The organism is Cupriavidus basilensis, from assembly GCF_000832305.1.
Classification (GTDB): Bacteria; Pseudomonadota; Gammaproteobacteria; order Burkholderiales; family Burkholderiaceae; genus Cupriavidus; species Cupriavidus basilensis_F.
This window is the reverse complement of the sequence record NZ_CP010536.1, coordinates 373,829-394,503: the sequence shown is the minus strand read 5'-3', so window position 1 is coordinate 394,503 and position 20,675 is coordinate 373,829. Positions and strand designations below refer to the sequence as shown.

General features: G+C 66.8%; 17 protein-coding genes and 1 pseudogene. 9 read left to right on the top strand and 9 right to left on the bottom strand.

Annotated elements, in window-relative coordinates; all coding sequences use genetic code 11:
• Positions 1 to 57: 57 nt before the first annotated feature.
• Entirely contained in the window at positions 58 to 612 is a 555-nt protein-coding gene (locus RR42_RS01720) for a TlpA disulfide reductase family protein (protein WP_043343295.1), read from the top strand.
• Between the two features lie 253 nt (positions 613 to 865).
• Positions 866 to 2,935, top strand: a complete 2,070-nt coding sequence (locus RR42_RS01715) for an ATP-dependent helicase (RefSeq protein WP_144409868.1) — start codon at positions 866 to 868, stop codon at positions 2,933 to 2,935.
• Between the two features lie 9 nt (positions 2,936 to 2,944).
• Here the strand turns inward: RR42_RS01715 and cmdF are convergent, their stop codons facing one another.
• The 4 genes from cmdF to RR42_RS01695 all read right to left on the bottom strand — a co-directional run bounded on the left by cmdF (position 2,945) and on the right by RR42_RS01695 (position 9,379).
• The gene (cmdF, locus tag RR42_RS01710; RefSeq protein WP_052494409.1) at positions 2,945 to 4,579 is read right to left on the bottom strand and encodes a tyrosine 2,3-aminomutase; all 1,635 of its coding nucleotides are present in this window, start codon (positions 4,577 to 4,579) and stop codon (positions 2,945 to 2,947) included.
• A 105-nt stretch (positions 4,580 to 4,684) separates the two neighbouring features.
• Positions 4,685 to 6,001 carry a sigma-54-dependent transcriptional regulator gene (locus RR42_RS01705; protein WP_043343292.1) on the bottom strand — a complete coding sequence of 439 codons (1,317 nt, stop codon included), beginning with the start codon at positions 5,999 to 6,001 and terminating at the stop codon, positions 4,685 to 4,687.
• Between the two features lie 8 nt (positions 6,002 to 6,009).
• On the bottom strand, positions 6,010 to 7,995 hold the full coding sequence (locus tag RR42_RS01700; protein ID WP_043343291.1) for a sensor histidine kinase: 1,986 nt from the start codon (positions 7,993 to 7,995) through the stop codon (positions 6,010 to 6,012).
• Between the two features lie 82 nt (positions 7,996 to 8,077).
• Positions 8,078 to 9,379: a dicarboxylate/amino acid:cation symporter gene (locus tag RR42_RS01695; protein WP_043351194.1), complete on the bottom strand. Its 1,302-nt coding sequence runs from the start codon at positions 9,377 to 9,379 to the stop codon at positions 8,078 to 8,080.
• Positions 9,380 to 9,786: 407 nt separating this feature from the next.
• On the opposite strand from RR42_RS01695, the gene RR42_RS01690 reads away from it, so the two are divergent.
• The 5 genes from RR42_RS01690 to RR42_RS01670 all read left to right on the top strand — a co-directional run bounded on the left by RR42_RS01690 (position 9,787) and on the right by RR42_RS01670 (position 13,812).
• Positions 9,787 to 10,107: a (2Fe-2S) ferredoxin domain-containing protein gene (locus tag RR42_RS01690; RefSeq protein WP_043343288.1), complete on the top strand. Its 321-nt coding sequence runs from the start codon at positions 9,787 to 9,789 to the stop codon at positions 10,105 to 10,107.
• A 97-nt stretch (positions 10,108 to 10,204) separates the two neighbouring features.
• Positions 10,205 to 10,849 carry an alpha/beta hydrolase gene (locus tag RR42_RS01685; protein WP_043343284.1) on the top strand — a complete coding sequence of 215 codons (645 nt, stop codon included), beginning with the start codon at positions 10,205 to 10,207 and terminating at the stop codon, positions 10,847 to 10,849.
• A 72-nt stretch (positions 10,850 to 10,921) separates the two neighbouring features.
• Entirely contained in the window at positions 10,922 to 12,130 is a 1,209-nt protein-coding gene (locus tag RR42_RS01680; RefSeq protein ID WP_043343280.1) for a D-alanyl-D-alanine carboxypeptidase family protein, read from the top strand.
• Between the two features lie 13 nt (positions 12,131 to 12,143).
• A complete protein-coding gene (locus RR42_RS01675) occupies positions 12,144 to 12,449 on the top strand; it encodes a YbeD family protein (RefSeq protein WP_043343278.1) in 306 nt (101 codons plus the stop codon).
• 169 nt (positions 12,450 to 12,618) lie between these two features.
• On the top strand, positions 12,619 to 13,812 hold the full coding sequence (locus tag RR42_RS01670; protein WP_043343274.1) for a class I SAM-dependent rRNA methyltransferase: 1,194 nt from the start codon (positions 12,619 to 12,621) through the stop codon (positions 13,810 to 13,812).
• Between the two features lie 269 nt (positions 13,813 to 14,081).
• On the opposite strand, the pseudogene RR42_RS38225 reads toward RR42_RS01670, so the two are convergent.
• Positions 14,082 to 14,228: pseudogene (locus RR42_RS38225) on the bottom strand (carboxymuconolactone decarboxylase family protein); the annotation flags it as partial.
• Between the two features lie 173 nt (positions 14,229 to 14,401).
• Between RR42_RS38225 and RR42_RS01665 the strand changes: the two are divergent.
• Positions 14,402 to 15,379 carry an NAD(P)H-dependent flavin oxidoreductase gene (locus tag RR42_RS01665; RefSeq protein WP_043343271.1) on the top strand — a complete coding sequence of 326 codons (978 nt, stop codon included), beginning with the start codon at positions 14,402 to 14,404 and terminating at the stop codon, positions 15,377 to 15,379.
• Between the two features lie 5 nt (positions 15,380 to 15,384).
• The gene (locus RR42_RS01660) at positions 15,385 to 15,855 is read left to right on the top strand and encodes a YbaN family protein (protein ID WP_173430666.1); all 471 of its coding nucleotides are present in this window, start codon (positions 15,385 to 15,387) and stop codon (positions 15,853 to 15,855) included.
• On the opposite strand, the gene RR42_RS01655 is transcribed toward RR42_RS01660, so the two are convergent.
• From RR42_RS01655 to RR42_RS01640, 4 genes are all read right to left on the bottom strand, one after another.
• Positions 15,846 to 17,096: a phenylacetate--CoA ligase family protein gene (locus tag RR42_RS01655; protein WP_043343270.1), complete on the bottom strand. Its 1,251-nt coding sequence runs from the start codon at positions 17,094 to 17,096 to the stop codon at positions 15,846 to 15,848. The genes RR42_RS01660 and RR42_RS01655 overlap by 10 nt on opposite strands.
• Before the next feature lie 160 nt (positions 17,097 to 17,256).
• Positions 17,257 to 18,072, bottom strand: coding sequence for an ABC transporter ATP-binding protein (locus RR42_RS01650; protein WP_043343267.1), 816 nt, complete (start codon positions 18,070 to 18,072; stop codon positions 17,257 to 17,259).
• A 102-nt stretch (positions 18,073 to 18,174) separates the two neighbouring features.
• A complete protein-coding gene (locus tag RR42_RS01645) occupies positions 18,175 to 19,509 on the bottom strand; it encodes an ABC transporter substrate-binding protein (protein ID WP_043343265.1) in 1,335 nt (444 codons plus the stop codon).
• An 87-nt stretch (positions 19,510 to 19,596) separates the two neighbouring features.
• On the bottom strand, positions 19,597 to 20,673 hold the full coding sequence (locus RR42_RS01640; RefSeq protein WP_043343261.1) for a branched-chain amino acid ABC transporter permease: 1,077 nt from the start codon (positions 20,671 to 20,673) through the stop codon (positions 19,597 to 19,599).
• Positions 20,674 to 20,675: the final 2 nt, after the last annotated feature.

Genomic DNA, 20,675 nt, shown 5'->3' with positions numbered 1-20,675 from the left:
GCAGCGTCCCGGCAGCGGCAGTAGAATAGTGGCTTGTCTGACCTGTCGGCGAGCATCATGACGACCTCCGCTTCCCCCACCGCACCCACCCCGGCAAGCACCGCCTCGCGCAAGCTGTGGCCTGTGATCGCCGCCGTGCTGCTGGTTGCAGTGCTGGGCTGGTTCGGCTATCGCGCCATCGCCCCCGCCAATGCGGCGCCGCCCGCCACGTTCACGCTGCTGTCGGGAGAAAAAGTCAGCACCGCCGATCTCAAGGGCAAGGTCTACCTGGTCAACTTCTGGGCCACCAGCTGCGTCACCTGCGTCAAGGAAATGCCGGACATGGTCCGCACCTATGACAAGTTCAAGGGCAAGGGCCTGGAGTTCGTCGCCGTGGCAATGAGCTACGACCCGCCCATGTACGTGATGAATTATGCGCAAACGCGCAAGCTGCCGTTCAAGGTGGCGATGGATTCCGACGGCGCGGCCGCCAAGGCATTCGGCGAAGTGCAGCTGACCCCGACCACCTTCGTGATCGACAAGGACGGCCGCATCCTCAAGCGCTATGTGGGCGAGCCCGAGTGGGACGCGCTGCACAAGCTGCTCGACGGCGCGCTCGCCAAGGCGGCCTGAGCCACTGCCTGGCCCGCCGCCTCCGTCCGGAAAGGTGCCTTCCATGGCACCTTTTTTTATTGCCGGGCGCCGTCGCGCAACGCCCGGCTTGCGCAGCCCGGCTGTATGGATATACAGTTGCCAGCAGCTTTCTCCGCCCATGCTGGCCAGCGCACTTGCGCGCGGCATCCCCTAAGGCCCCCGCCCCGTGTTACTCGATCCCGATCCCAGCGCCGTGCTTTGCGATGCACCCGCCGTCAAGCAACCCGATACCGTGGATGCCGCCGCCCCCGATACGCCGGCCTACCTGTCCACCCTGAACCCGGAGCAACGCGCGGCCGTGACGCACGAGCCCGCCGCGCCGCTGCTGATCATCGCCGGTGCCGGCTCGGGCAAGACCAACACGCTGGCGCACCGCGTTGCCCATCTGGTGCTGGGCGGCGCAGACCCGCGCCGCATCCTGCTGCTGACGTTCTCGCGCCGCGCGGCGTCGGAGATGGGGCGGCGGGTCGAGCGCATCGTCGACCAGGCGCTGGGCATGCAAGCCTGCGGGGCGGGACGCGCGGCTCTCACATGGTCCGGCACCTTCCACGCCATCGGCGCGCGCCTGCTGCGCGAGTACGCGGAAACGCTTGGCCTGTCGCCCAGCTTCACCATCTGCGATCGCGGCGACGCCGCCGACCTGATGAACGTGGTGCGGCACGACCTGGGCCTGTCGGCCCAGGCTTCGCGGTTCCCGCGCAAGGAAACCTGCCTGTCGATCTACTCGCGCGTGGTCAACACGCAGGCGCCGCTCGAAGACGTGCTCAAGCACTGGTTCCCGCGCTATGCCATGTGGACGGATGCGCTGCGCGGACTATTTGCCGGCTATGTGCAAGCCAAGCAAAAGCAGCAGGTGCTCGACTACGACGACCTGCTGCTCTACTGGGCGCAGGCACTGGCCGAGCCCGCGCTGGCGCAGGACATGGGCGCGCGCTTCGACCACGTGCTGGTGGACGAATACCAGGACACCAATGCGCTGCAGGCTGCCATCCTGCTCGCGCTCAAGCCCGACGGGCGCGGCCTGACGGTGGTGGGCGACGATGCCCAGTCGATCTACGCCTTCCGTGGCGCCACGGTGCGCAATATCCTCGATTTCCCCACCCAGTTCACGCCGGCCGCGGACATGGTCACGCTGTCGCGCAACTACCGCTCCACCCAACCCATCCTGGCCGCCGCCAACGCGGTGATCGGGCTGGCGGCCGAGCGCTATACCAAGGACCTGTGGTCGGAGCGCGGCTCGGCCGAGAAGCCGGAAATCGTGGTGGTCAACGACGAGGCGGACCAGGCCCGCTATGTGGTCGAGCAGATCCTCTCGCGGCGCGAGGCCGGACTGGCGCTGCTGTCGCAGGCGGTGCTGTTCCGCGCCGCCGACCACAGCGCGCAACTGGAGATCGAGCTGGTCCGGCGCAATATCCCGTTCGTGAAGTTCGGCGGCTTGAAGTTCCTGGAATCCACGCACGTGAAGGATGTGCTGGCGGTGGTGCGCTGGCTGGAAAATCCGCGCGACCGCATGGCAGGCTTTCGCAGCCTGCAGCTATTGCCGGGCGTGGGACCCAAGACTGCCGCTCGCGTGCTCGATGCGGTGGAAATCGCCACCGAGCCGCTATTTGCCCTGGAGTCCTTTGAGGCGCCGCCAGCCGCCGCCGAGGCCTGGCCCGACCTGCTGGCGCTGGCACGCAGCCTGATGGCCCCGGCCGCGCCGTGGCCATCAGCCTTCGAGCAGGTGGTGGCGTGGTACCAGCCGCACCTCGAGCGCCTGCACGACGACGCGCCCGCGCGCGCCGCCGACCTGCAGCAGCTGGAGCGTATCGCCGCCACCTACGCGTCGCGCGAGCGCTTCCTGACGGAACTCACGCTGGACCCGCCGGACGCATCGAGCGACGAATCCGGCGTGCCGCTGCGCGATGAGGACTACCTGATCCTGTCCACCATCCACTCGGCCAAGGGCCAGGAATGGAAGGCCGTCTATGTGCTCAATGCCGTCGACGGCTGCATGCCTTCGGACCTGGCCACCGGCACCACCGAGGAAATCGAGGAAGAGCGCCGGCTGCTATACGTCGCCATGACCCGCGCCCGCGACCACCTCGACATCGTGGTGCCACAGCGGTTCTATGTGCACCAGCAGACCGCCTATGGCGATCGCCACGTCTACGCCTCGCGCACGCGCTTTCTGCCCAACCGCGTGATGCCGCTGTTCCACAGCCGGTCCTGGCCGCCGCCCCCGCCGGTGGCGGACGCGCCGGCCAAGGCGCCGCTGCCCAGGCTGGACCTGGCCGGGCGCATGCGCGATATGTGGAAATGAGCCCGCGTGTCAGTTGACCGCCGCGCCAGCCGCGCGCACCACCCCCACCAGCGCGCCGGCGCGCAGTTGCGCGGCAATGGCTTCGATGTCGTCGGTCATGTAGCGATCCATCGCCAGGAACGGCACGCGTTCGCGCACAAAGGCAAAGACCGCGCGGCCCGCCGGCGACAGGCTTTCCACCGCGCCGGCCAGCTCGGCAGCCTGGCAGGCTGCGAGCAGCTCCACGGCGAGGATGTACTGGTTGTTGTCGATGATGCGGCGTGCATTGCGCGCGCCGATCAGGCCCATGCTCACCACGTCCTGGTTGTCGCCGTTGGACGGCACGCTCTGGATGCTGGCCGGGCTGCAGATGGTGCGGTTCTCGGCGATCAGCGCGGTGGCCGGATACTGCGCGCCGGCAAACCCGCAGCTCAGCCCCTCGTTGGCGGCCGCCAGGAAAGCCGGCAAGCCGTTATTCAGGTGCGGGCTGAGCAGGCGGTTGAGGCGACGCTCCGACACCACGCCGAGCTGCGTGGCCGCGATGGCGAGGAAGTCCATGGCAAACGCGACTTGCTGGCCATGGAAATTGCCGCCGTGGAACAGTTCGCCGTCGTCGAAGAACAGCGGATTGTCGTTGGACGAATTCAGCTCGCGCTCGACCACGGTGGCGCAGTGCCCCAGCGTGTCGCGCACCGCGCCCAGCACCTGCGGAATGCAGCGCAGCGTGTAGGCCTTTTGGATAAACACGCCGGTGCCGGTGTTCTTCTCGTCGCCGGCGCGGGTCTTCATTTCGCCCGCCAGCTGGCCATGCCCTGAGAGGCGCGTGGAACCCGCCAGCAGCGCGCGCAGGTTGGCCGCCGATTGCACCTGGCCCGGATGCGGCTTGGCGATGTCGTGGCCGTGGGTCATGAAGGCATCGGCCGAGGCGTTCAGCCCTTCGAGCGCCAGCGCCGCGATGATCTCGGCCTGCGTCACCTGGGCGCGCATGGTTTCCAACAACAGGCACGCCATGCCGGTCATGGCCGAGGTGCCGTTGATCAGGGCCAGCCCTTCCTTGTGGGACAGCTTGATCGGCTCGATGCCATGCTCGCGCAATACCTGCCCGGTGGGCGCGGTAGTGCCGTCGGCCAGCAGCACCTTGCCTTCGCCAATCAGCGTGATGGCGATATGCGACAGCGGCGCGAGGTCACCGCTGGCGCCGAGCGAGCCCACCTGCGGCACGGCGGGCGTGATGCCCGCCTCGACATAACGCAGCAATTGCTCGATCACCAGCGGGCGTACCGCCGAATAGCCCCGCGCCAGCGCATTGGCGCGCGCAACCATCATCGCGCGCACCTCTTCGCGCCCGAACAGCGGGCCCACGCCGGCGCAGTGGCTGCGCAACAGGTTTTCCTGCAGGGCGCCGGCATGCTCGATATCCACCCAGTTATGCACCAGCTCGCCAAAGCCGGTGGACACGCCGTAGATGGGGATATTGGACGAGGCAAGTTCCTCGAAACGCGCACGCGCATCCGCCACATGGGCACGCGCAGCCTGGTCCAGGCTGGCCGGGCGACGACCTTGCGCCACCTGCGCCAACGCGGCGGCGGTGAGTTGCTGGCCATCGACCTCGACGGCCGTGCCGCCCAGGCGGCTGGATGCGTGCTGGCTGGATACCTCGTTCATTGCGTGTTCCGGATGAGCTGTTCGGGCCCGCGAGTGTATCAAGAGATGTTGACCCGAGGCGCCCAGCGGCCGGTTCACCCGGAAATGCCGGAAGCGCAGGAAGCGCTACAGCCCGTAGCGCTTGATCTTGTCGTACAGCGTCGCCTTGCCCACCTGCAGCAGATCCGCCGCCTGGCTGACCGCGCCGCCGGTGCGCGCCAGCGTATCGGCGATGACGGCACGCTCGTAGTGCTCCATGCGCTCCTTGAGCGGCGTGGAGTCGTCGAGCGCATCGGCGCGCGTGCCGCCCTCCGGCACGCCCAGCACCAGGCGGTCGGCGGCGTTGCGCAGCTCGCGCACGTTGCCGGGCCATGCGCGCTGCATCAGCGCCTGGCGCTGCAGCTCGGAGAGGATGGGCACGGGACGCTGGTAGCGCACCGCCGCCACCAGCATGAAATGCTCGAACAGCGCAACGATGTCCTCGCGCCGCTCGCGCAGCGGGGGCAACGGGATGGTGACCACGTTGAGCCGGTAGTACAAATCCTCGCGGAACGTGCCTTGCGCCACCAGCGTCTCCATATCGCCCTTGGCCGCGGCCACGATGCGCACGTCGATGGCGATGGAGGCATTGGAGCCGAGCCGCTCCAGCGTGCCCTCCTGCAGCACGCGCAGCAGCTTGACCTGCAGCGCCAGCGGCATGCTCTCGATCTCGTCGAGGAACAGCGTGCCGCCCGAGGCGTGCTCGAGCTTGCCCACGCGGCGCTTGCCGGCGCCAGTAAACGCGCCGGCCTCGTGGCCAAACATCTCGCTCTCGAAGATGGCCTCGGGCACCGCACCGCAGTTCAGCGCGACAAAGGGCGCTTGGTGGCGCGGCGACAAAGCATGCAGGCTGCGCGCCACCAGCTCCTTGCCAGTGCCGGTCTCGCCGTTGATCATCACGGGGACATCCGTGGCGGCCACGTTGGCCACCAGCGTGCGCACCTGCTCGATGGCCGGCGAGCGCCCGATGATGCGCGTGCCCGCGGCCGGGCCGGCCAGCTCGCGCCGCAACGCGCGGTTCTCCAGCTCCAGCGCGCGCCGCTCCAGCGCACGGCGCACGGTTTCGGTCAGGCGGTCGGCGCCAAAGGGCTTCTCGATAAAGTCGTAGGCGCCTTCGCGCATGGCCTGTACCGCCATGGTGATATCGCCGTGGCCGGTGACCAGGATCACCGGCACGCCCGGCGCCGCATTGCGGCAGTGCTGCAGCAGGTCCAGCCCGCTGGCGCCGGTGAGGCGCACGTCGGTCACCAGCACGCCGGGAAACTCCGGCGACAGGTGCGGCATGGCGGCCTCGGCCGAGGGCAGCGCCAGCACGGAGAAGCCAGCCAGCTCCAGGCTCTGCGCGGTGGCCTGGCGTACCAGGGGTTCGTCTTCGACGAACAGGACACGCAATCCGTCTTGCATGGCAATGCTCACTCAGTATGGGTGGGAGAGATGGAAGTGGCGCCGTCGCGGGGCGCGGCGCCTTCGGGCGCGGGCGCGCGCCGTAGCATCACCACGAACTGCGCGCCGCCGCCGGGCCGGTCGGCCGCGCTCAGTTGCCCGCCGAACTCGCGCACGATGGACGACGAAATGGCCAGCCCCAGGCCGAGTCCCTGGCCGATCTCCTTGGTGGTGAAGAAGGGTTCGAACAATCGCGGCAAGGCGTCGGCGGCGATACCGGTGCCATTGTCGCGCACCGCGATGCTGACGGTGCCGCCGTGCTCGCTCACCGCCACTTCCACGCAGGGCGCGTGTGGCGCCGCGGTAGCCAGCGCATCGAGGGCGTTGCCGATCAGGTTGAGCAGCACCTGCTCGAGCTTGAGCTCATCGGCCCACACCGCCGGCCCGGGCGGCTGGGACAAGCCCTCCACCTTCAGCGTGACATGGGCCAGGCGCGGGGCCATCAGCGCCAGCACGTGGTCCAGCGCGGCGCGCACATGCACCGCATGCCGTCGCTGGCGCGCCTTGCCGGCGAACAGCTTGAGCTGCCCGGTAATCTTGCCCATGCGGGTGGTGAGGTCGGCGATGGCGACAAGGTTGCCGGCGGCAGCATCGAGCTGCCCGCGCTCGAGCAACACGCGGGTGTTGTCGGAGAACGTGCGCAAGGCTGCCAGCGGCTGGTTCAGCTCATGCGTGATGCCCGCTGCCATCTGGCCCAGCGCCGCCAGCTTGCTGGCCTGCACCAGTTCATCCTGCGCCGCGCGCAGCTCGCTCTCGGCGCGGGTGCGCTCCGCCACCTCGGCTTCCAGCTGCTCGTTGATGGCCATCAGGTCGGCGGTGCGCGCCTCCACCCGTCGCTCCAGCTCGTCGTAGGCGGCTTCGAGCAGGCGCCTGCCGTATTCGATATCGCGCGCGCGCTGCCGGCGCTGGCGCCAGTTGAACAGCAGCAGGCACATGCACGCATAGGCCAGCGCCGCCCCGATGGTGGCATTGCGCGCGCTGGCCAGCACCGGGTCCAGCGCCGCCATCACCTGCATGGTCCAGTCGGCCGGGCCCACCTTGCGGCTGATCTCGAGGTAGCGCTCGGCGTTGCTGCCGGTACCGATACGCACCAGCCGCGCGCCCTCGCCCAGCACTGTCCGGCCGAGCCATTGCGTCACGGGCGATCGCAGCGCCTCCAGCGGCAGCGGCCTGACCTCCCGGTCATGGTACTGGCGCGTGCGGTCCAGCTCGGTTTGCAGCTCGCTTGGCAGCGGCTGCAAGGTGCGGTACTGCCAGGCCGGCACCGAGGAAAGGAAGATCACGCCATGCTCGTCGCTCACCATCACCGGCTCTGCGCCGCCGGCGCCAGCGCGCTGGAACCACTCCAGGTTGAGCTTGACCACGGTCACGCCCACCACGCGCGCGCCCACCTTCACGGGTTGCGCAATGTAGTAGCCGGGCTCATCGCTGGTAATGCCGATGGCGTAGAAGCGCCCGATCTCCCCGCGCGATGCGCTCTGGAAGTAAGGGCGGAAGCGATAGTCGGTGCCGACAAAGCTGCCCGGCTCGTCATGGTTGCTGGCGGCCAGCGCGAGGCCACTGGCGGCAATGACATAGGTGGCCGAAGCCCGCGCGCGGCGGTTGACTTCGGACAGGTAGCGGTTGGCCGCCGCCACGCGCACGGGATCGCCTGGCGCGGCCAGCAGGTCATGGACAAAGGGATGGAGCGAGACCAGCGCGGGGAGGAACTCGTAGCGGTCGAGCGTGCTTTCCAGCGTGGCCGCGTAACGATCGGCGCGGGTCGCCGTGGCTTGCTGCAGCCCGTCGATGCCGCGCTGCATCGATACCAGCCAGGTCAGCGAGCACAGGACGACCAGGCCGACGGCGAGCGCGGCGGCAAAGCCCCGCCAGGTTCCGCCGCCATCACCTGGCGCATGCACCAGGCGGTCAGAAGCAGGATCATGCACGGCGAGGAAATCGTCGGAATGTGGCATCGGCGCATGCGTTGGGACACGCGCCGATGATACCCGCTGGCGGGCGGCGCCGGCTGGCGCCGCCGCTCTGGAGGCCGGGACCTCAGCGGACGCCGGGGCCGGCTTCGGCAAGTTCGGCCGTTTCATCGCCGCCACGGCGCAGCATGCGGTCAAGCTGCACGCGGTCAAGTTCATGCTCCCACGCCGACATGACCACCGTCGCCACGCCATTGCCGATGATGTTGGTCAGCGCGCGGCATTCGCTCATGAAGCGGTCGATGCCCAGGATCAGCACCATGCCCGCCACCGGAATATCCGGCACCACCGCCAGCGTGGCGGCCAGCGTGATGAAGCCGGAGCCGGTCACGCCGCTGGCGCCCTTGGAGGTGATCATCGCCACGCCCAGGACGGTGAGCTGCTGCAGCAGCGTGAGCTCGATGCCGGTCGCCTGGGCGATGAAGAGCACCGCCATGGTCATGTAGATGTTGGTGCCATCCAGGTTGAAGGAGTAACCCGTGGGCACCACCAGCCCCACCACCGATTTGGAGCAGCCGAGGTTTTCCAGCTTTTCCATCAGGTGCGGCAGCGCGGCTTCCGACGAGCTGGTGCCCAGCACGATCAGCAGTTCCTCCTTGATGTAGGAAATGAAGCGGAAGATGTTGAAGCCCGTCAGGCGTGCCACCGTACCCAGCACCACCACCACGAAGACGATCGCGGTGAAGTAAAAGGTGCCGATCAGCTTGAGCAGCGGCACCAGCGAGCCCAGGCCGTACTTGCCGATGGTGAAGGCCATCGCGCCGAACGCGCCCAGCGGGGCCACCTTGGTAATCACGTGAACGATGTGGAAGAACACCTTGGAGACCTGCTCGACGAAGTCGAACACGATCTTCGAGCGGTCACCCATGGCCGCCAGCGCCGAGCCGAAGAACAGGGATATCAGCAGGATCTGCAGGATGTCGCCGTTGGCGAACGCGCTGACCATCGTGTCCGGGATGATGTGCATGAAGAACTCGACCGTGCTCTGGCCATGCGCCTGCGTCACGTACTGCGAGATCGCCTTGGTGTCGAGCGTGGCCGGATCGATGTTGAAGCCCACGCCCGGCTTGAGCAGGTGCGCGGACAGCAGGCCGATCAGCAGCGCGAAGGTGGAGATCACCTCGAAGTACAGCAGCGCCTTGCCGCCGACACGGCCCACCTTCTTCATGTCGCGCATGCCGGCGATACCCGACACCACGGTACAGAAGATGATCGGACCGATGATCATCTTGATCAGCTTGATGAAGCCATCGCCCAGCGGCTTCATGGCTACGCCCGTAGCGGGCCAGAAATGCCCGAGCACGATGCCCACCGCGATGGCGAACAGCACCTGCACGTACAGGATCTTGTAAAAGGGTTTCCTCATGATGTCGTCCTCGGTATTTGACCGTGCCCGCCGCCGCACAGCGGCAGGTTCGCGCGCCCTGCAAATGGAACGCGTCTGCCTTAAGCATTGCAACCGCCGTGCCAGACCAGCCGGTGTCGCCAAGTGACTGATTTCAAAAGGAAGCTGGAAAAGCGGACGACGCCTCACTCCGATTTTCCGGAATTCCGGAAATCAGCCGTCCGGAGATTCGGACGACGCGGCCGGTGTGGGTGCGCGCTACGCCACCCGTCGCCGCGGCGCGGCACGCGCGGCATCGAAGCAGGCTCCCAAAGCGTCGAACCGCCCCCCATGACGCCGTATAATTCAGCCCTTCCACCTATTCTTGGCGGCCGGCGCGCCCCGGGCACTCTTTGCCTGCTGCGTTGCCGCCGCCGATACGCCCACCACGCATGAGCAGCCACTACCAGCACCACGTTTTCTTCTGCCTCAACCAGCGCGAGGACGGCGGCGCCTGCTGCGGCGCGCATAACGCGCAGGCCATGCAGGAATATGCCAAGAAGCGCTGCAAGGCACTGGGCATCTCCGGCGGCGAAGGCCGCGTGCGCATCAACAAGGCTGGCTGCCTGAACCGCTGTGAACTCGGGCCGGTGCTGGTGGTCTATCCCGAGGCCGTCTGGTACACCTTCGTCGACGAGCAGGACATCGACGAGATCATCGAGAGCCACCTGGTAGGCGGCAAGCCGGTCGAACGCCTGATGGTCGATCACTGAATGACCTCAGCCCCGGCCCCGGCTGAAACGCTGAATCACTGAAACCCAGGCGCCACGGCGCCAGAGCCAGCCACCCTGCTTCCTGCTTCCTGTTTCCATGAACGCGCATACCCAGGTACTTACCGTCGCCGGCCCCGTCGGCGCCATCGACGTTTCAGTCGACCTGCCCCAGGCCGGCGCCCCGCGCGGACTCGCGCTGGTGGCCCACCCGCATCCGCTGTTCGGCGGCACCAAGGACAACAAGGTAGCGCAGACACTGGCACGCAGTTTCGTGCAGCTTGGCTACGCCACCGTGCGCCCGAACTTCCGTGGCGTCGGCGGCACCGCCGGCAGCCATGACAACGGCGTGGGCGAGCAGGACGACCTGCTGGCTGTCATCGGCTGGATGCGCACCCAGTCCCAGTGGTCGCCCGATGCCGCCACGCTGCCGCTGGCGCTGGCCGGCTTCTCGTTCGGCAGCTTCGTCGCCAGCCACGTCGCCAGGCGCCTGGCCGAGGCAGGCACGCCGGCGCAGCGGCTGGCCATGGTGGGCACCGCCGCCAGCCGCTGGGAAGTCGCCAACGTGCCGGCCGACACCATCGTCATCCACGGCGAGCAGGACGATACCGTGCCGCTGGCGAGCGTGTTCGACTGGGCCCGCCCGCAGGAACTGCCGGTGATCGTGATCCCCGGCGCCGACCACTTCTTTCACCGCAAGCTGCACCTGATCAAGCAGCTCGTCGTCAATGCGTGGGACCAGTGACGGGGGCGGCGCGCCGCCCCGCCATGTCACCGGATGCACTCCACGCCCCTTTTTTTTGCCGGAAACTGAAACATGTTGAATAGAGCCACGCCGCTTTTCGCGTCCGCCAACACATCCGCCCTGGTCACGGCAGCCGTCGTCGGCGCCGCCGTGGTGCTTGCTCCGGCTCCCGTGCACGCCCAGGGCGTGCCGATGCCGCAGGTGGCGGCCAAGTCCTGGATGCTGTTTGACGTCACCAGCGGCCAGGCCCTGGCTTCGCAGAACGCCGATGTGCGCATCGAGCCGGCTTCGCTGACCAAGCTGATGACCGCCTACCTGGCCTTCGCGGCACTCAAGGAAAAGCGCCTCACGCTGGACCAGACCGTGGTGCCGACCACGATCGTGCAAAAGGTCAAGAGCGACGAATCCCGCATGTTCCTGGAAGCCAACAAGCCGGTCAGCGTGCAGGACCTGCTGCTGGGCCTGATCGTGCAATCGGGCAACGACGCGGCGCTGGCGCTGGCCGAAGCCGTGGGCGGCTCGGAAGAGGGCTTCGTGGCGATGATGAATCGCGAGGCCCAGCGCATGGGCATGAAGAACACCCACTTCAGCAACACCGACGGCATCCCCGATCCGAACCACTACACCACGGCCATGGACCTGGCCACGCTGACCACGCGGATCATCAAGGACTTCCCCGAGTACTACAGCATGTACTCGCAAAAGGAATTCACCTACAACAAGATTCGCCAGCCCAACCGCAACCGCCTGCTCTACATCGACCCCACCGTGGACGGCCTCAAGACCGGCCACACCAAGTCGGCCGGCTATTGCCTGATCTCCTCGGCCAAGCGTCCGCTGGCCAATGTGCCTAACGGCTCGCGCCGCCTGGTCTCGATCGTGATCGGCACCACCACCGAAGCGGTCCGCACGCAGGAAAGCCTGAAGATCCTGAACTACGGCTTCCAGTTTTTCGACACGCTGCGCCTGTACGACCGCGGCCAGGTGCTGGCCACGCCCGACATCTACAAGGGCAAGGCATCGACCGTCAAGATCGGCGTCAAGGACGAGACCTACATCACCGTGCCCAAGGGCACGGGCGGGCGCATCAAGCCGGTGCTGGAGCGCCAGGAACTGCTGGTGGCGCCGCTTGCCGCCGGCCAGCAGGTCGGCACGGTCAAGCTGATGGACGGCGCCACCAAGGTCGCCGAGTTCCCGGTGGTGGCGCTGGAAGACGTGCCCGAGGCCGGCTTCTTCGGCCGCCTGTGGGATACCATCCGCTTGTGGTTCAAGCGCAAGTAAGGAGGGCATTGAAATGAGCGCCGACAATTCCGACCAGGGCAAGCCGGGCGACATCCCGCCGGCCGAATCGCTGATCGAGTACCCCAGCCATTTCCCCATCAAGGTGATGGGCGGCATGCAGGATGGCTTTGCCGAGGCCATCGTGACGCTGGTGCAAGGCTTCGATCCCGACTTCCACGCCGGCAAGATGGAGATGCGTCCTTCAGCCAAGGGCAACTACCTCGGCCTGACCGTCACGGTATGGGTCACCAGTCGCGAACAGCTCGACGAGCTGTATCGCGCGCTGACGTCGCACCCCATGGTGAAGGTGGTGCTGTAGCCGGTTAAGCGGTGTAGCGGGCCGGCGAGCTTGCCGTCATCCTCCGCCTGCACTGCGCGGCTCCCCTCTCCCCTCCGCGCCCGAGGGGAGAAGGCGTAACAACAATCAGGCGCTTCGGACCGGGTTGGCCTGTCTGCCCGGCTTCGTCTGGCGCCTAAAACAAGAAATCATGAACACCATCACCCTCAAGCCCGGCAAGGAAAAATCCTTGCTGCGCCGCCACCCCTGGGTCTACGCCACCGGCGTGGATACCGTCGAAGGCCGCTGCGAGCCTGGCAGCACCGTGATCGTGCGCGCCGCCGACGGCCGCTTTCTGGCGCGCGGGGCGTACAGCCCCTCTTCCCAGATTCGCGTGCGGGTGTGGAGCTTCGACGAGAACGAGCCGGTCGATCACGCCATGTTCAAGCGGCGCGTATCCTCCGCCCTCGCGCATCGCAAGCAGTGGGTGAAAGACAGCGACGCCGTGCGCCTGATCTTCGGTGAATCCGACCGCCTGCCGGGCCTGATCGTCGACTACTACGGCAGCGGCGCCAACGGCCAGCTGGTGTGCCAGTTCAACGCGGCCGGGGTCGAAGCCTGGAAGGACGCGCTGGTGCAGGCGCTGGTCAAGGAAACCGGCTGCCCGAACGTGTACGAGCGCTCCGATGCCGCCGTGCGCGAGCGCGAAGGCCTGCCGCTGGTGACCGGCGTGCTGGCCGGCGCCGAGCCCGATCCCGAGCTCAACGTGACCGAGCACGGCGTGCGCTACTACGTGGACGTGAAGAGCGGCCACAAGACCGGCTTTTATGTCGACCAGCGCGACAACCGCAAGCTGGTAGGCGATCTGGCCAATGGCCGCGAAGTGCTCAACTGCTTCTGCTACACCGGTGGCTTCTCGCTGGCGGCGCTGCGCGGCGGCGCCACCTCGGTGACCTCGATCGACTCCTCCGGCGAGGCGCTCAAGACCGCCGCGGGCAACGTCACCCTCAACGGCTTCGACCCCGAGCGCGCGACCTGGCTCGACGCCGATGTGTTCAAGTCGCTGCGCCAGTTCCGCGCCGACGGCCGCCAGTTCGACCTGATCGTGCTGGACCCGCCCAAGTTCGCGCCGTCGGCCCAGCACATCGACCGTGCCGCGCGCGCCTACAAGGAGATCAACCTGGTCGGCCTGCAGTTGCTGCGCCCGGGTGGCCTTCTGTTTACCTACTCATGCTCCGGCGCGATCAGCATGGAGCTGTTCCAGAAGATCGTGGCGGGCGCGGCGACCGATGCCCGCGCCGATGCGCGCATCCTGCGGCGCCTCTCGGCCGGCACCGATCACCCGATGCTGGCTGCCTTCCCCGAAGGCGAGTACCTCAAGGGCCTGTTGCTGGAAAAGATCTGAAACGGGCCTGAACCCGAAGCGACAGTCCAGGAAGAGACGGCGCCCCCGGGCGCCGTTTTTCCATGGGCATGCCGCGCGCGCGGCCGTCATCCCGTCTTCACGCGAGCGCCTTCAGTCCGTCACAAACGCCGCCTATAGTCCGCTGTGCGGATGCGGCATTGGCAGGTGCCCTCCCGCCTCTTCCTATCAGTCTTCGTGGTAGTTGCCCCGCGGCGTAGCGGGGTTTTTTTTGTTCGCTGCTTCGGGCTGGCGTCATGCCTTTTTTCGCGTTACGCCTTTTCCGGGATCGGGTTGCGAAAACTCACGTTGAGCAGGTTCCACGCGTTGATCGTGACGATGGCAAAGCCAGGCTCGGCGATCTCGTCATCGGAAAAGAACGGCGCTTCGCGCCAGCCGGCAACGGCGTTGAGATGGCGCGGAGAACGGTGTGGGTCACAAAGACTGCCCCCGCAGCTTGTCCCGATGGATGGCCACGGTAGACAGCCCCTTCTAACGCCCGTCTAACGCCCGCCAGCCGAAACTCCCTATAATCGAACGATCGTTCATATCCAGGGCGCCACCGGCGCCCGTTCGTGGTCCAGGAGACGCCATGCCCGCCGCCAAACAATTGCCCCAGGTCCTGCAAAACCTGGCGCTGCCAGTGATTTCCTCGCCGATGTTCATCGTCAGCTACCCCGAGCTGGTGCTGGCGCAGTGCAAGGCCGGCATCGTCGGTTCCTTCCCCGCGCTGAACGCGCGCCCCGCCGAGATGCTGGGCGACTGGCTCACGCAGATGGAAGACGATCTCGCCGCCTTCCGCGCCGCCAACCCGGGCAAGCCGGTCGGGCCGATCGCCGTCAACCAGATCGTGCACACCTCCAATGTGCGGCTGGAGCATGACATCAAGGTGTGCGTGGACCACAAGGTACCCATCTTCATCACCTCGCTGCGCGCGCCGCCCAAGGAGATGATCGACGCCGTGCACAGCTATGGCGGCATCGTTCTGCACGATGTGATCAGCATCCGCCACGCCGAGAAGGCGATCGAGGCCGGCGTGGACGGGCTGATCCTGGTGGCGGCTGGCGCCGGCGGCCATGCCGGCACGCTGTCGCCGTTCGCGCTGGTGGGCGAAGTGCGCAAGATCTTCGACGGCGTGATCGCGCTGTCGGGCTCGATTGCCACCGGCGAATCCGTGCTGGCCGCGCAGGCCATGGGCGCGGACTTCGCTTACGTCGGCACCCGCTTCATTGCCTCGCAGGAAGCCCATGCCAGCGAGTCCTACAAGCAGTCGATCACCACCTCCGCCGCGGCCGACATCATCTACACAAACCTGTTTACCGGCGTGCACGGCAACTACATCCGCGAGAGCATCGAGGCCTCGGGGCTGGATCCCGCCAACCTGCCGCAGGCGGACAAGACCAAGATGGACTTTTCCAGCGGCGCCTCCAAGGCCAAGGCATGGAAGGACGTCTGGGGCGCCGGCCAGGGCGTGGGCCAGATCCACGACATCCCCACCGCCGGCGAAATCGTGGCGCGCATGAAGACCGAGTACAACGACGCACGCGCCCGCCTGGGGCTCGCGGTCTGAGCGCGTTGCCAGCCGCTACGCCCATCCGTCCCGCCCCGCCCGCCGCGCACAGCCGCAGGCAACGCGCGCTGCGCGGGCTGTGGGTGGCGCTCGGCGTGCTCAGCCTGCTGCTGGGCATCGTCGGCATCTTCCTGCCTGTGCTGCCGACCACGCCTTTCGTCTTGCTGGCCGCCGCGTGTTTCGCGCGCGGCTCGGAGCGCTTCCATGCGCGACTGATTGCGCATCCGCGCTTCGGCCCGCTGGTGCGTGACTGGCAGGCCCATCGCAGCATTCCCCTGCGCGCCAAGCAGTTGGCCGTTGGCATGATGTCGCTGTCGATGGGCACCACCGCATGGCTGATGCGCGAACGTCCGCTGGCCTCGCTGACACTGGTCGCCATCGCCGCGGCCGTCAGCGCGTGGCTGGTGTGGCTGCCGACGCGGCCCGCCGGCGGCCATGCTGCTCCGCCCCCCGGCCGCGATCGCGCTCAGTCGTAGCGCCGCGCGTCCTCGATCACCTTGCCATCCTGCAGCAGCGAGCCCGCCGCAACGAAGCGCACCTCGCCGCGCAGGCGCATCACCTCGCGCAGCGATTCGCCAATGGCCTGTGCCAGCGCCGCGTCGTCGCGCGCGGCGTCGCAATGCAGCGTCATCACGTCGGCACCCACGCTGCCCGTCACCACCAGGCGCGCGGCGCGCACCTCGGGATGGCGCCGCACCACCTCGCCCACCTGCCCGGGATGCACGAACATGCCCTTGACCTTGGTGGTCTGGTCGGCGCGTCCCAGCCAGCCCTTGAGCCGCTGGTTGGTGCGCCCGCACGGGCTGGCGCGCTCGTCCGAGCCGGCCACGAACGCCGACAGGTCCCCAGTGCCGAAGCGAATCAGCGGATAGTCGCCGTTGCCCAGCACCGTGACCACCACCTCGCCGGTCTCGCCGTCAGGCATGGGCTGCGTGCCGCCTGGCTCGACGATCTCCACCAGCACATTCTCGTCCACCACCCAGCCGTCGCCGCCCTGCGTCTCGTAGGCGATCAGGCCCACGTCGGCGCTGCCGTACATCTGCTGCACGCGGATGCCGCGCTCGGTGAACCAGGCGCGCAGTGATGGCGGCAATGCCTCGCCAGACACCAGCGCCTTCGTCAGGCCCTGGCAGGGCAAGCCGAGCTCGTCGCCCTTCTCCAGCAGCAGCTTGAGAAAGGATGGCGTGCCCGCGTAGGCCGCCGGCTGCAGGCTCGCCATCGCCTGCACCTGCGATTCGGTCTGTCCCACGCCCGCCGGAAACACACAGCAACCCAGCCGATGCGCGCCGGTTTCCATCATCATGCCGGCCGGCGTGAAGTGGTAGGAGAAGGTGTTGTAGACGAGATCGCCCGAGCGGAAGCCCGCGGCGAACATCGCGCGCGCGATCCGCCACCAGTCGGCACCATGCCCGTCGGGCTCGTGGATCGGTCCGGGCGACTGGAAGATGTGGCGCAGGCCGCCCAGCGGCGTCGCATTCAGCCCGCCCAGCGGCGGCATGGTCTTTTGCCGCGCCGTCATCTCGGACTTGCGCGTCACCGGCAGCGCCGCCAACGCAGCGCGTGAGTCCAGCGCGCGCGGATCCACGTCGCGCAGCACCTGCGCGAAGTAAGGCGCATGCGCCTTGGCATGCGCAACCTGGCGCGACAACGCGTCCAGCAAGGCCTGCAAGCGGGCGGCCGGGGCGCGCGTTTCAAGCGAATCGAAGTATTCAGGCATGGTGCGTAGTTCGCGTAGGTGGTCGCGTGATGAACCGTACTGTTTAATGTCGGATGCGCCGGATGCGCATCGAGAGGCGCGAAGAAGCCGTTGCGAGCGACCCGAGGCAGCGTTGAGGAGCGCCGTCGAGCACGGTTCGCGCGGCAGGCTTGCGCGCTTCTCAGGCGAGCCAGCGCTTGCGCCGGCGATAGCTCTTCACGTCGCGGAAGGAGCTTCTCCCGCCGCCCTCTGCATCATTCGCGGCGACGCCCAGGTAGAACTCCTTCACATCCTCATTCGTGCGCAGCGCCTCGGCCGCGCCATCCATCACCACGCGGCCGTTCTCCAGGATGTAGCCGTAGTCCGCATAGCGCAGCGCCACCATGGTGTTCTGCTCGGCCAGCAGGAAGCTGACCTTCTCGCGCTGGTTCAGGTCGCGCACGATCTCGAAGATCTCCTCCACGATCTGCGGCGCCAGCCCCATCGATGGCTCATCGAGCAGGATCATGCTGGGCTTGGCCATCATGGCCCGGCCGATCGCGCACATCTGCTGCTCGCCGCCCGAGGTGTAGCCCGCCTGCGACTTGCGGCGCGTCTTCAGGCGTGGGAAGTAGTCGTAGATGCGCTCCAGCGCATCGCGTGTTTCGCTGCGCGACAAGCCGCGCGTATAGGCGCCGGTCAGCAGGTTTTCCTCCAGCGTCAGGTGGGCGAAGCAATGCCGGCCCTCCATCACCTGGATCACCCCGCGCTTGACCAGCTCGTTGGGCGTGAGCCGGTCGACCCGGTTGCCGCGGTACTCGATCGAGCCCTTGGTGACATCGCCGCGCTCGGCGTGCAGCAGGTTGGAGATGGCCTTGAGCGTGGTGGTCTTGCCCGCGCCGTTGGCGCCCAGCAGCGCCACGATCCGCCCCTCGGGCACCTCGAGGGAAACGCCCTTGAGCACCAGGATGACGTGGTCGTAGATGACTTCGATATTGTTGACGGACAACAGGCTCATGGTGCGGCTCGGTTGGTGGTTCCTGGCTGGCTTCATCTGCGCTCGCCCGCATGCGGGCGAGCGCAGACGACAACAATCAACAAACGCCTTGCAGCGCCCGGATCAAGACTTCATGCAGGCAGGCGAGATGCCCTTCTCTTTCGCGAACTGCGCGGCACTCGCCTTGAACAGCGGATGGATCAGGTTCTTGTTGCCTTCGATCCAGTCCGACACGACGACCCACTTGGTGCCATCCCACTGCTGGATCTTCACCTTGCCCGAGCCTTCGTGGTTGTCGCAGCTGGTCTTGATCTCCGGCAGCAAGCCCGTGGCGCCCAGCTGCTGCAGGCGCGCATTGTTCACGTTCAGGTTCTCGAATGCCCAGCGCATGTCTTCGCCGCTCATGACCTTGCCCTTGCCATACCTGGCCTGCGCCACGCGGATCGCTTCCACCGTCACCACGGCCGCGGACACGCCACGGTTGTAGAGCACCGAGCCAACCTTGTTGCGGTCCTGCATATTGCCCTTGCCGGCGCCGTAGACCACCTTGTCGATATCGGCGATCAGCGACACGCCCCTGCCCGCCACGTTCCAGGTTGCGCTCATATAGCCCTTGGCCGCATCGCCGGCGGGCACGGTGTCTTCTTCCGAACCTGCCCACCATGAGCCAATCATCTTGTCGCGCGCGAAGCCCACCTTTTGCGCCGCCTTGAGCGCGGTCTGGTTCATCACGCCCCAGCCCCAGAAGATCACGTAGTCAGGATTCTCCTGGCGGATCTTCAGCCACTGCGCGCCCTGCTCGTTGCCGGGGTGCGCCACCGGGATCTCGACCAGATTGAACTTGCCGAGCTTGGCTTCGGCTTCCAGCGCCACGATCGGCTCCTTGCCATAAGCGGAGTCGTGATACAGGTAGACGATCTTCTTGCCTGCCAGCGAGCCGCCGTTCTTGCCCGCCAGGAACTTGACGATGGCCGAGACCTGCATCTGGTAGGTGGTGACCAGCGGGAAGGCATAGGGGAAGACCGAACCGTCGACCGCATCGGTGCGGCCATATCCCATCATCACCAGCGGCACCTTGTCGCCCGCGGTCTTGTCCACCAGCGCGTAGGAGATGCCGGTCGACATGGTGTGGTACGCGGTGCCCTTGCTCATGGGGCTCTTGCCCTTGAGCCGCTCGTAGCACTCCACGCCCTTGGCGTTGTTGTACTCCGTCTCGCACTCTTCCCACGACAGCTTGACGCCGTTCACGCCCCCGTCCTTGAGGTTGACGTAGTTCAGGTAGTCGACGAAGCCGCCATAAAAGGACTGTCCGTTGGCGCCATAAGGGCCGACGCGATAGCTTGGCAGCGCGACGAACTGCTCGCCGCTTTGCGCCTGCACCGCCAGCGGCGCCAGCAGTGCGGCCGACGCCCCCATCGCCAGGGCTATGCGCTGCAGATTGCGAATCAGGATGGTCATGACAGTCTCCTTCACCTTGGCAGGTGTGTTTGTTATGGAATACCCGTTTCTCTTGTGCCGAACCAAAAAACGTCAATGCGATGAGACTCAATGGGGGAATGGCCAGAGCCGCAGCTTCTCCTTCGCGATCTGCCACATCCGCGCCAGGCCATGCGGCTCCACCACCAGGAAGAAGATGATCAGCCCGCCGAACACCATCAACTGGATATGCGACACAGCGGCGTTGGTAAAGGGCAGGTGCAGCAGCGCAGCCAGCGGTGGCAGCGCGATGTCCAGGAAGATCGGCAGCAGCAGGATGAAGGCCGCACCCAGGAACGAGCCGAGGATGCTGCCCACGCCGCCGATGATGATCATGAACAGCACACGGAAGGAAAGGTCGAGCGAAAAACCGTCCGGCTCGACCGAGCCCAGGTAGCAGAACGCATAGAGCGCGCCCGCCACGCCGCAGTAGAACGAGCTCACGGCAAAGGCCAGCAGCTTGGTGCGCATCAGCGGGATGCCGATCACCTCCGCCGCCACGTCCATGTCGCGCACCGACATCCAGGCGCGCCCGGTGGAAGAGCGCACCAGGTTCTTGGCCACGATGGCCAGCACCGTCACCAGCATCAGCACGAAGAGGTACTTCTTCACCGGCGTATCGATGGCGATGCCGAACAGGTTCAACTGCTGCGCGGTGATCACGCCCGATGAGCTGTTGTTGGAGAACCAGGGAAACTTGGTCAGCGCCCACACCACGAAGAACTGCGCTGCCAGCGTCGCCACCGCAAGATAGAAGCCCTTGATGCGCAGCGACGGCAGGCCGAACGCCACGCCCACCATCGCCGCCGACAAGCCGGCGAGGATAAAGGTCAGCAGCACCGGCAGGCCCTCGATGCGCAGCTGGAAGTTGTAGGCCGCGTAAGCGCCCACCGCCATGAACGCCGCGGTGCCGAGCGAGAGCTGCCCCGCGTAGCCCGTCAGGATATTGAGCCCGAGCGCGGCCAGCGCGAAGATCAGGAACGGGATCAGGATGGCCGAGAACCAGTACTCCGAACCCAGCAGCGGGATCGCCACGAAGGCCACCGCCATCAGCACCGCAAAGCCGATGCGGTCCTGGCGGATGGGGAAGATCTGGCTGTCGGCAACGTAGGTGGTCTTGAACTGGCCGGATTCACGGTAGAACATGT

Bases quoted from the DNA above. Each gene is read 5' to 3' on its own strand.
- RR42_RS01665 (WP_043343271.1), top strand. From the start codon at position 14,402: ATGCCCGCCGCCAAACAATTGCCCCAGGTCCTGCAAAACCTGGCGCTG.
- RR42_RS01690 (WP_043343288.1), top strand. From the start codon at position 9,787: ATGAGCAGCCACTACCAGCACCACGTTTTCTTCTGCCTCAACCAGCGC.
- RR42_RS01705 (WP_043343292.1), bottom strand. From the start codon at position 6,001: ATGCAAGACGGATTGCGTGTCCTGTTCGTCGAAGACGAACCCCTGGTA.
- RR42_RS01680 (WP_043343280.1), top strand. From the start codon at position 10,922: ATGTTGAATAGAGCCACGCCGCTTTTCGCGTCCGCCAACACATCCGCC.
- RR42_RS01645 (WP_043343265.1), bottom strand. From the start codon at position 19,509: ATGACCATCCTGATTCGCAATCTGCAGCGCATAGCCCTGGCGATGGGG.
- cmdF (WP_052494409.1), bottom strand. From the start codon at position 4,579: ATGAACGAGGTATCCAGCCAGCACGCATCCAGCCGCCTGGGCGGCACG.
- RR42_RS01675 (WP_043343278.1), top strand. From the start codon at position 12,144: ATGAGCGCCGACAATTCCGACCAGGGCAAGCCGGGCGACATCCCGCCG.
- RR42_RS01640 (WP_043343261.1), bottom strand. From the start codon at position 20,673: ATGTTCTACCGTGAATCCGGCCAGTTCAAGACCACCTACGTTGCCGAC.
- RR42_RS01655 (WP_043343270.1), bottom strand. From the start codon at position 17,096: ATGCCTGAATACTTCGATTCGCTTGAAACGCGCGCCCCGGCCGCCCGC.
- RR42_RS01700 (WP_043343291.1), bottom strand. From the start codon at position 7,995: ATGCCACATTCCGACGATTTCCTCGCCGTGCATGATCCTGCTTCTGAC.
- RR42_RS01670 (WP_043343274.1), top strand. From the start codon at position 12,619: ATGAACACCATCACCCTCAAGCCCGGCAAGGAAAAATCCTTGCTGCGC.
- RR42_RS01685 (WP_043343284.1), top strand. From the start codon at position 10,205: ATGAACGCGCATACCCAGGTACTTACCGTCGCCGGCCCCGTCGGCGCC.
- RR42_RS01720 (WP_043343295.1), top strand. From the start codon at position 58: ATGACGACCTCCGCTTCCCCCACCGCACCCACCCCGGCAAGCACCGCC.
- RR42_RS01650 (WP_043343267.1), bottom strand. From the start codon at position 18,072: ATGAGCCTGTTGTCCGTCAACAATATCGAAGTCATCTACGACCACGTC.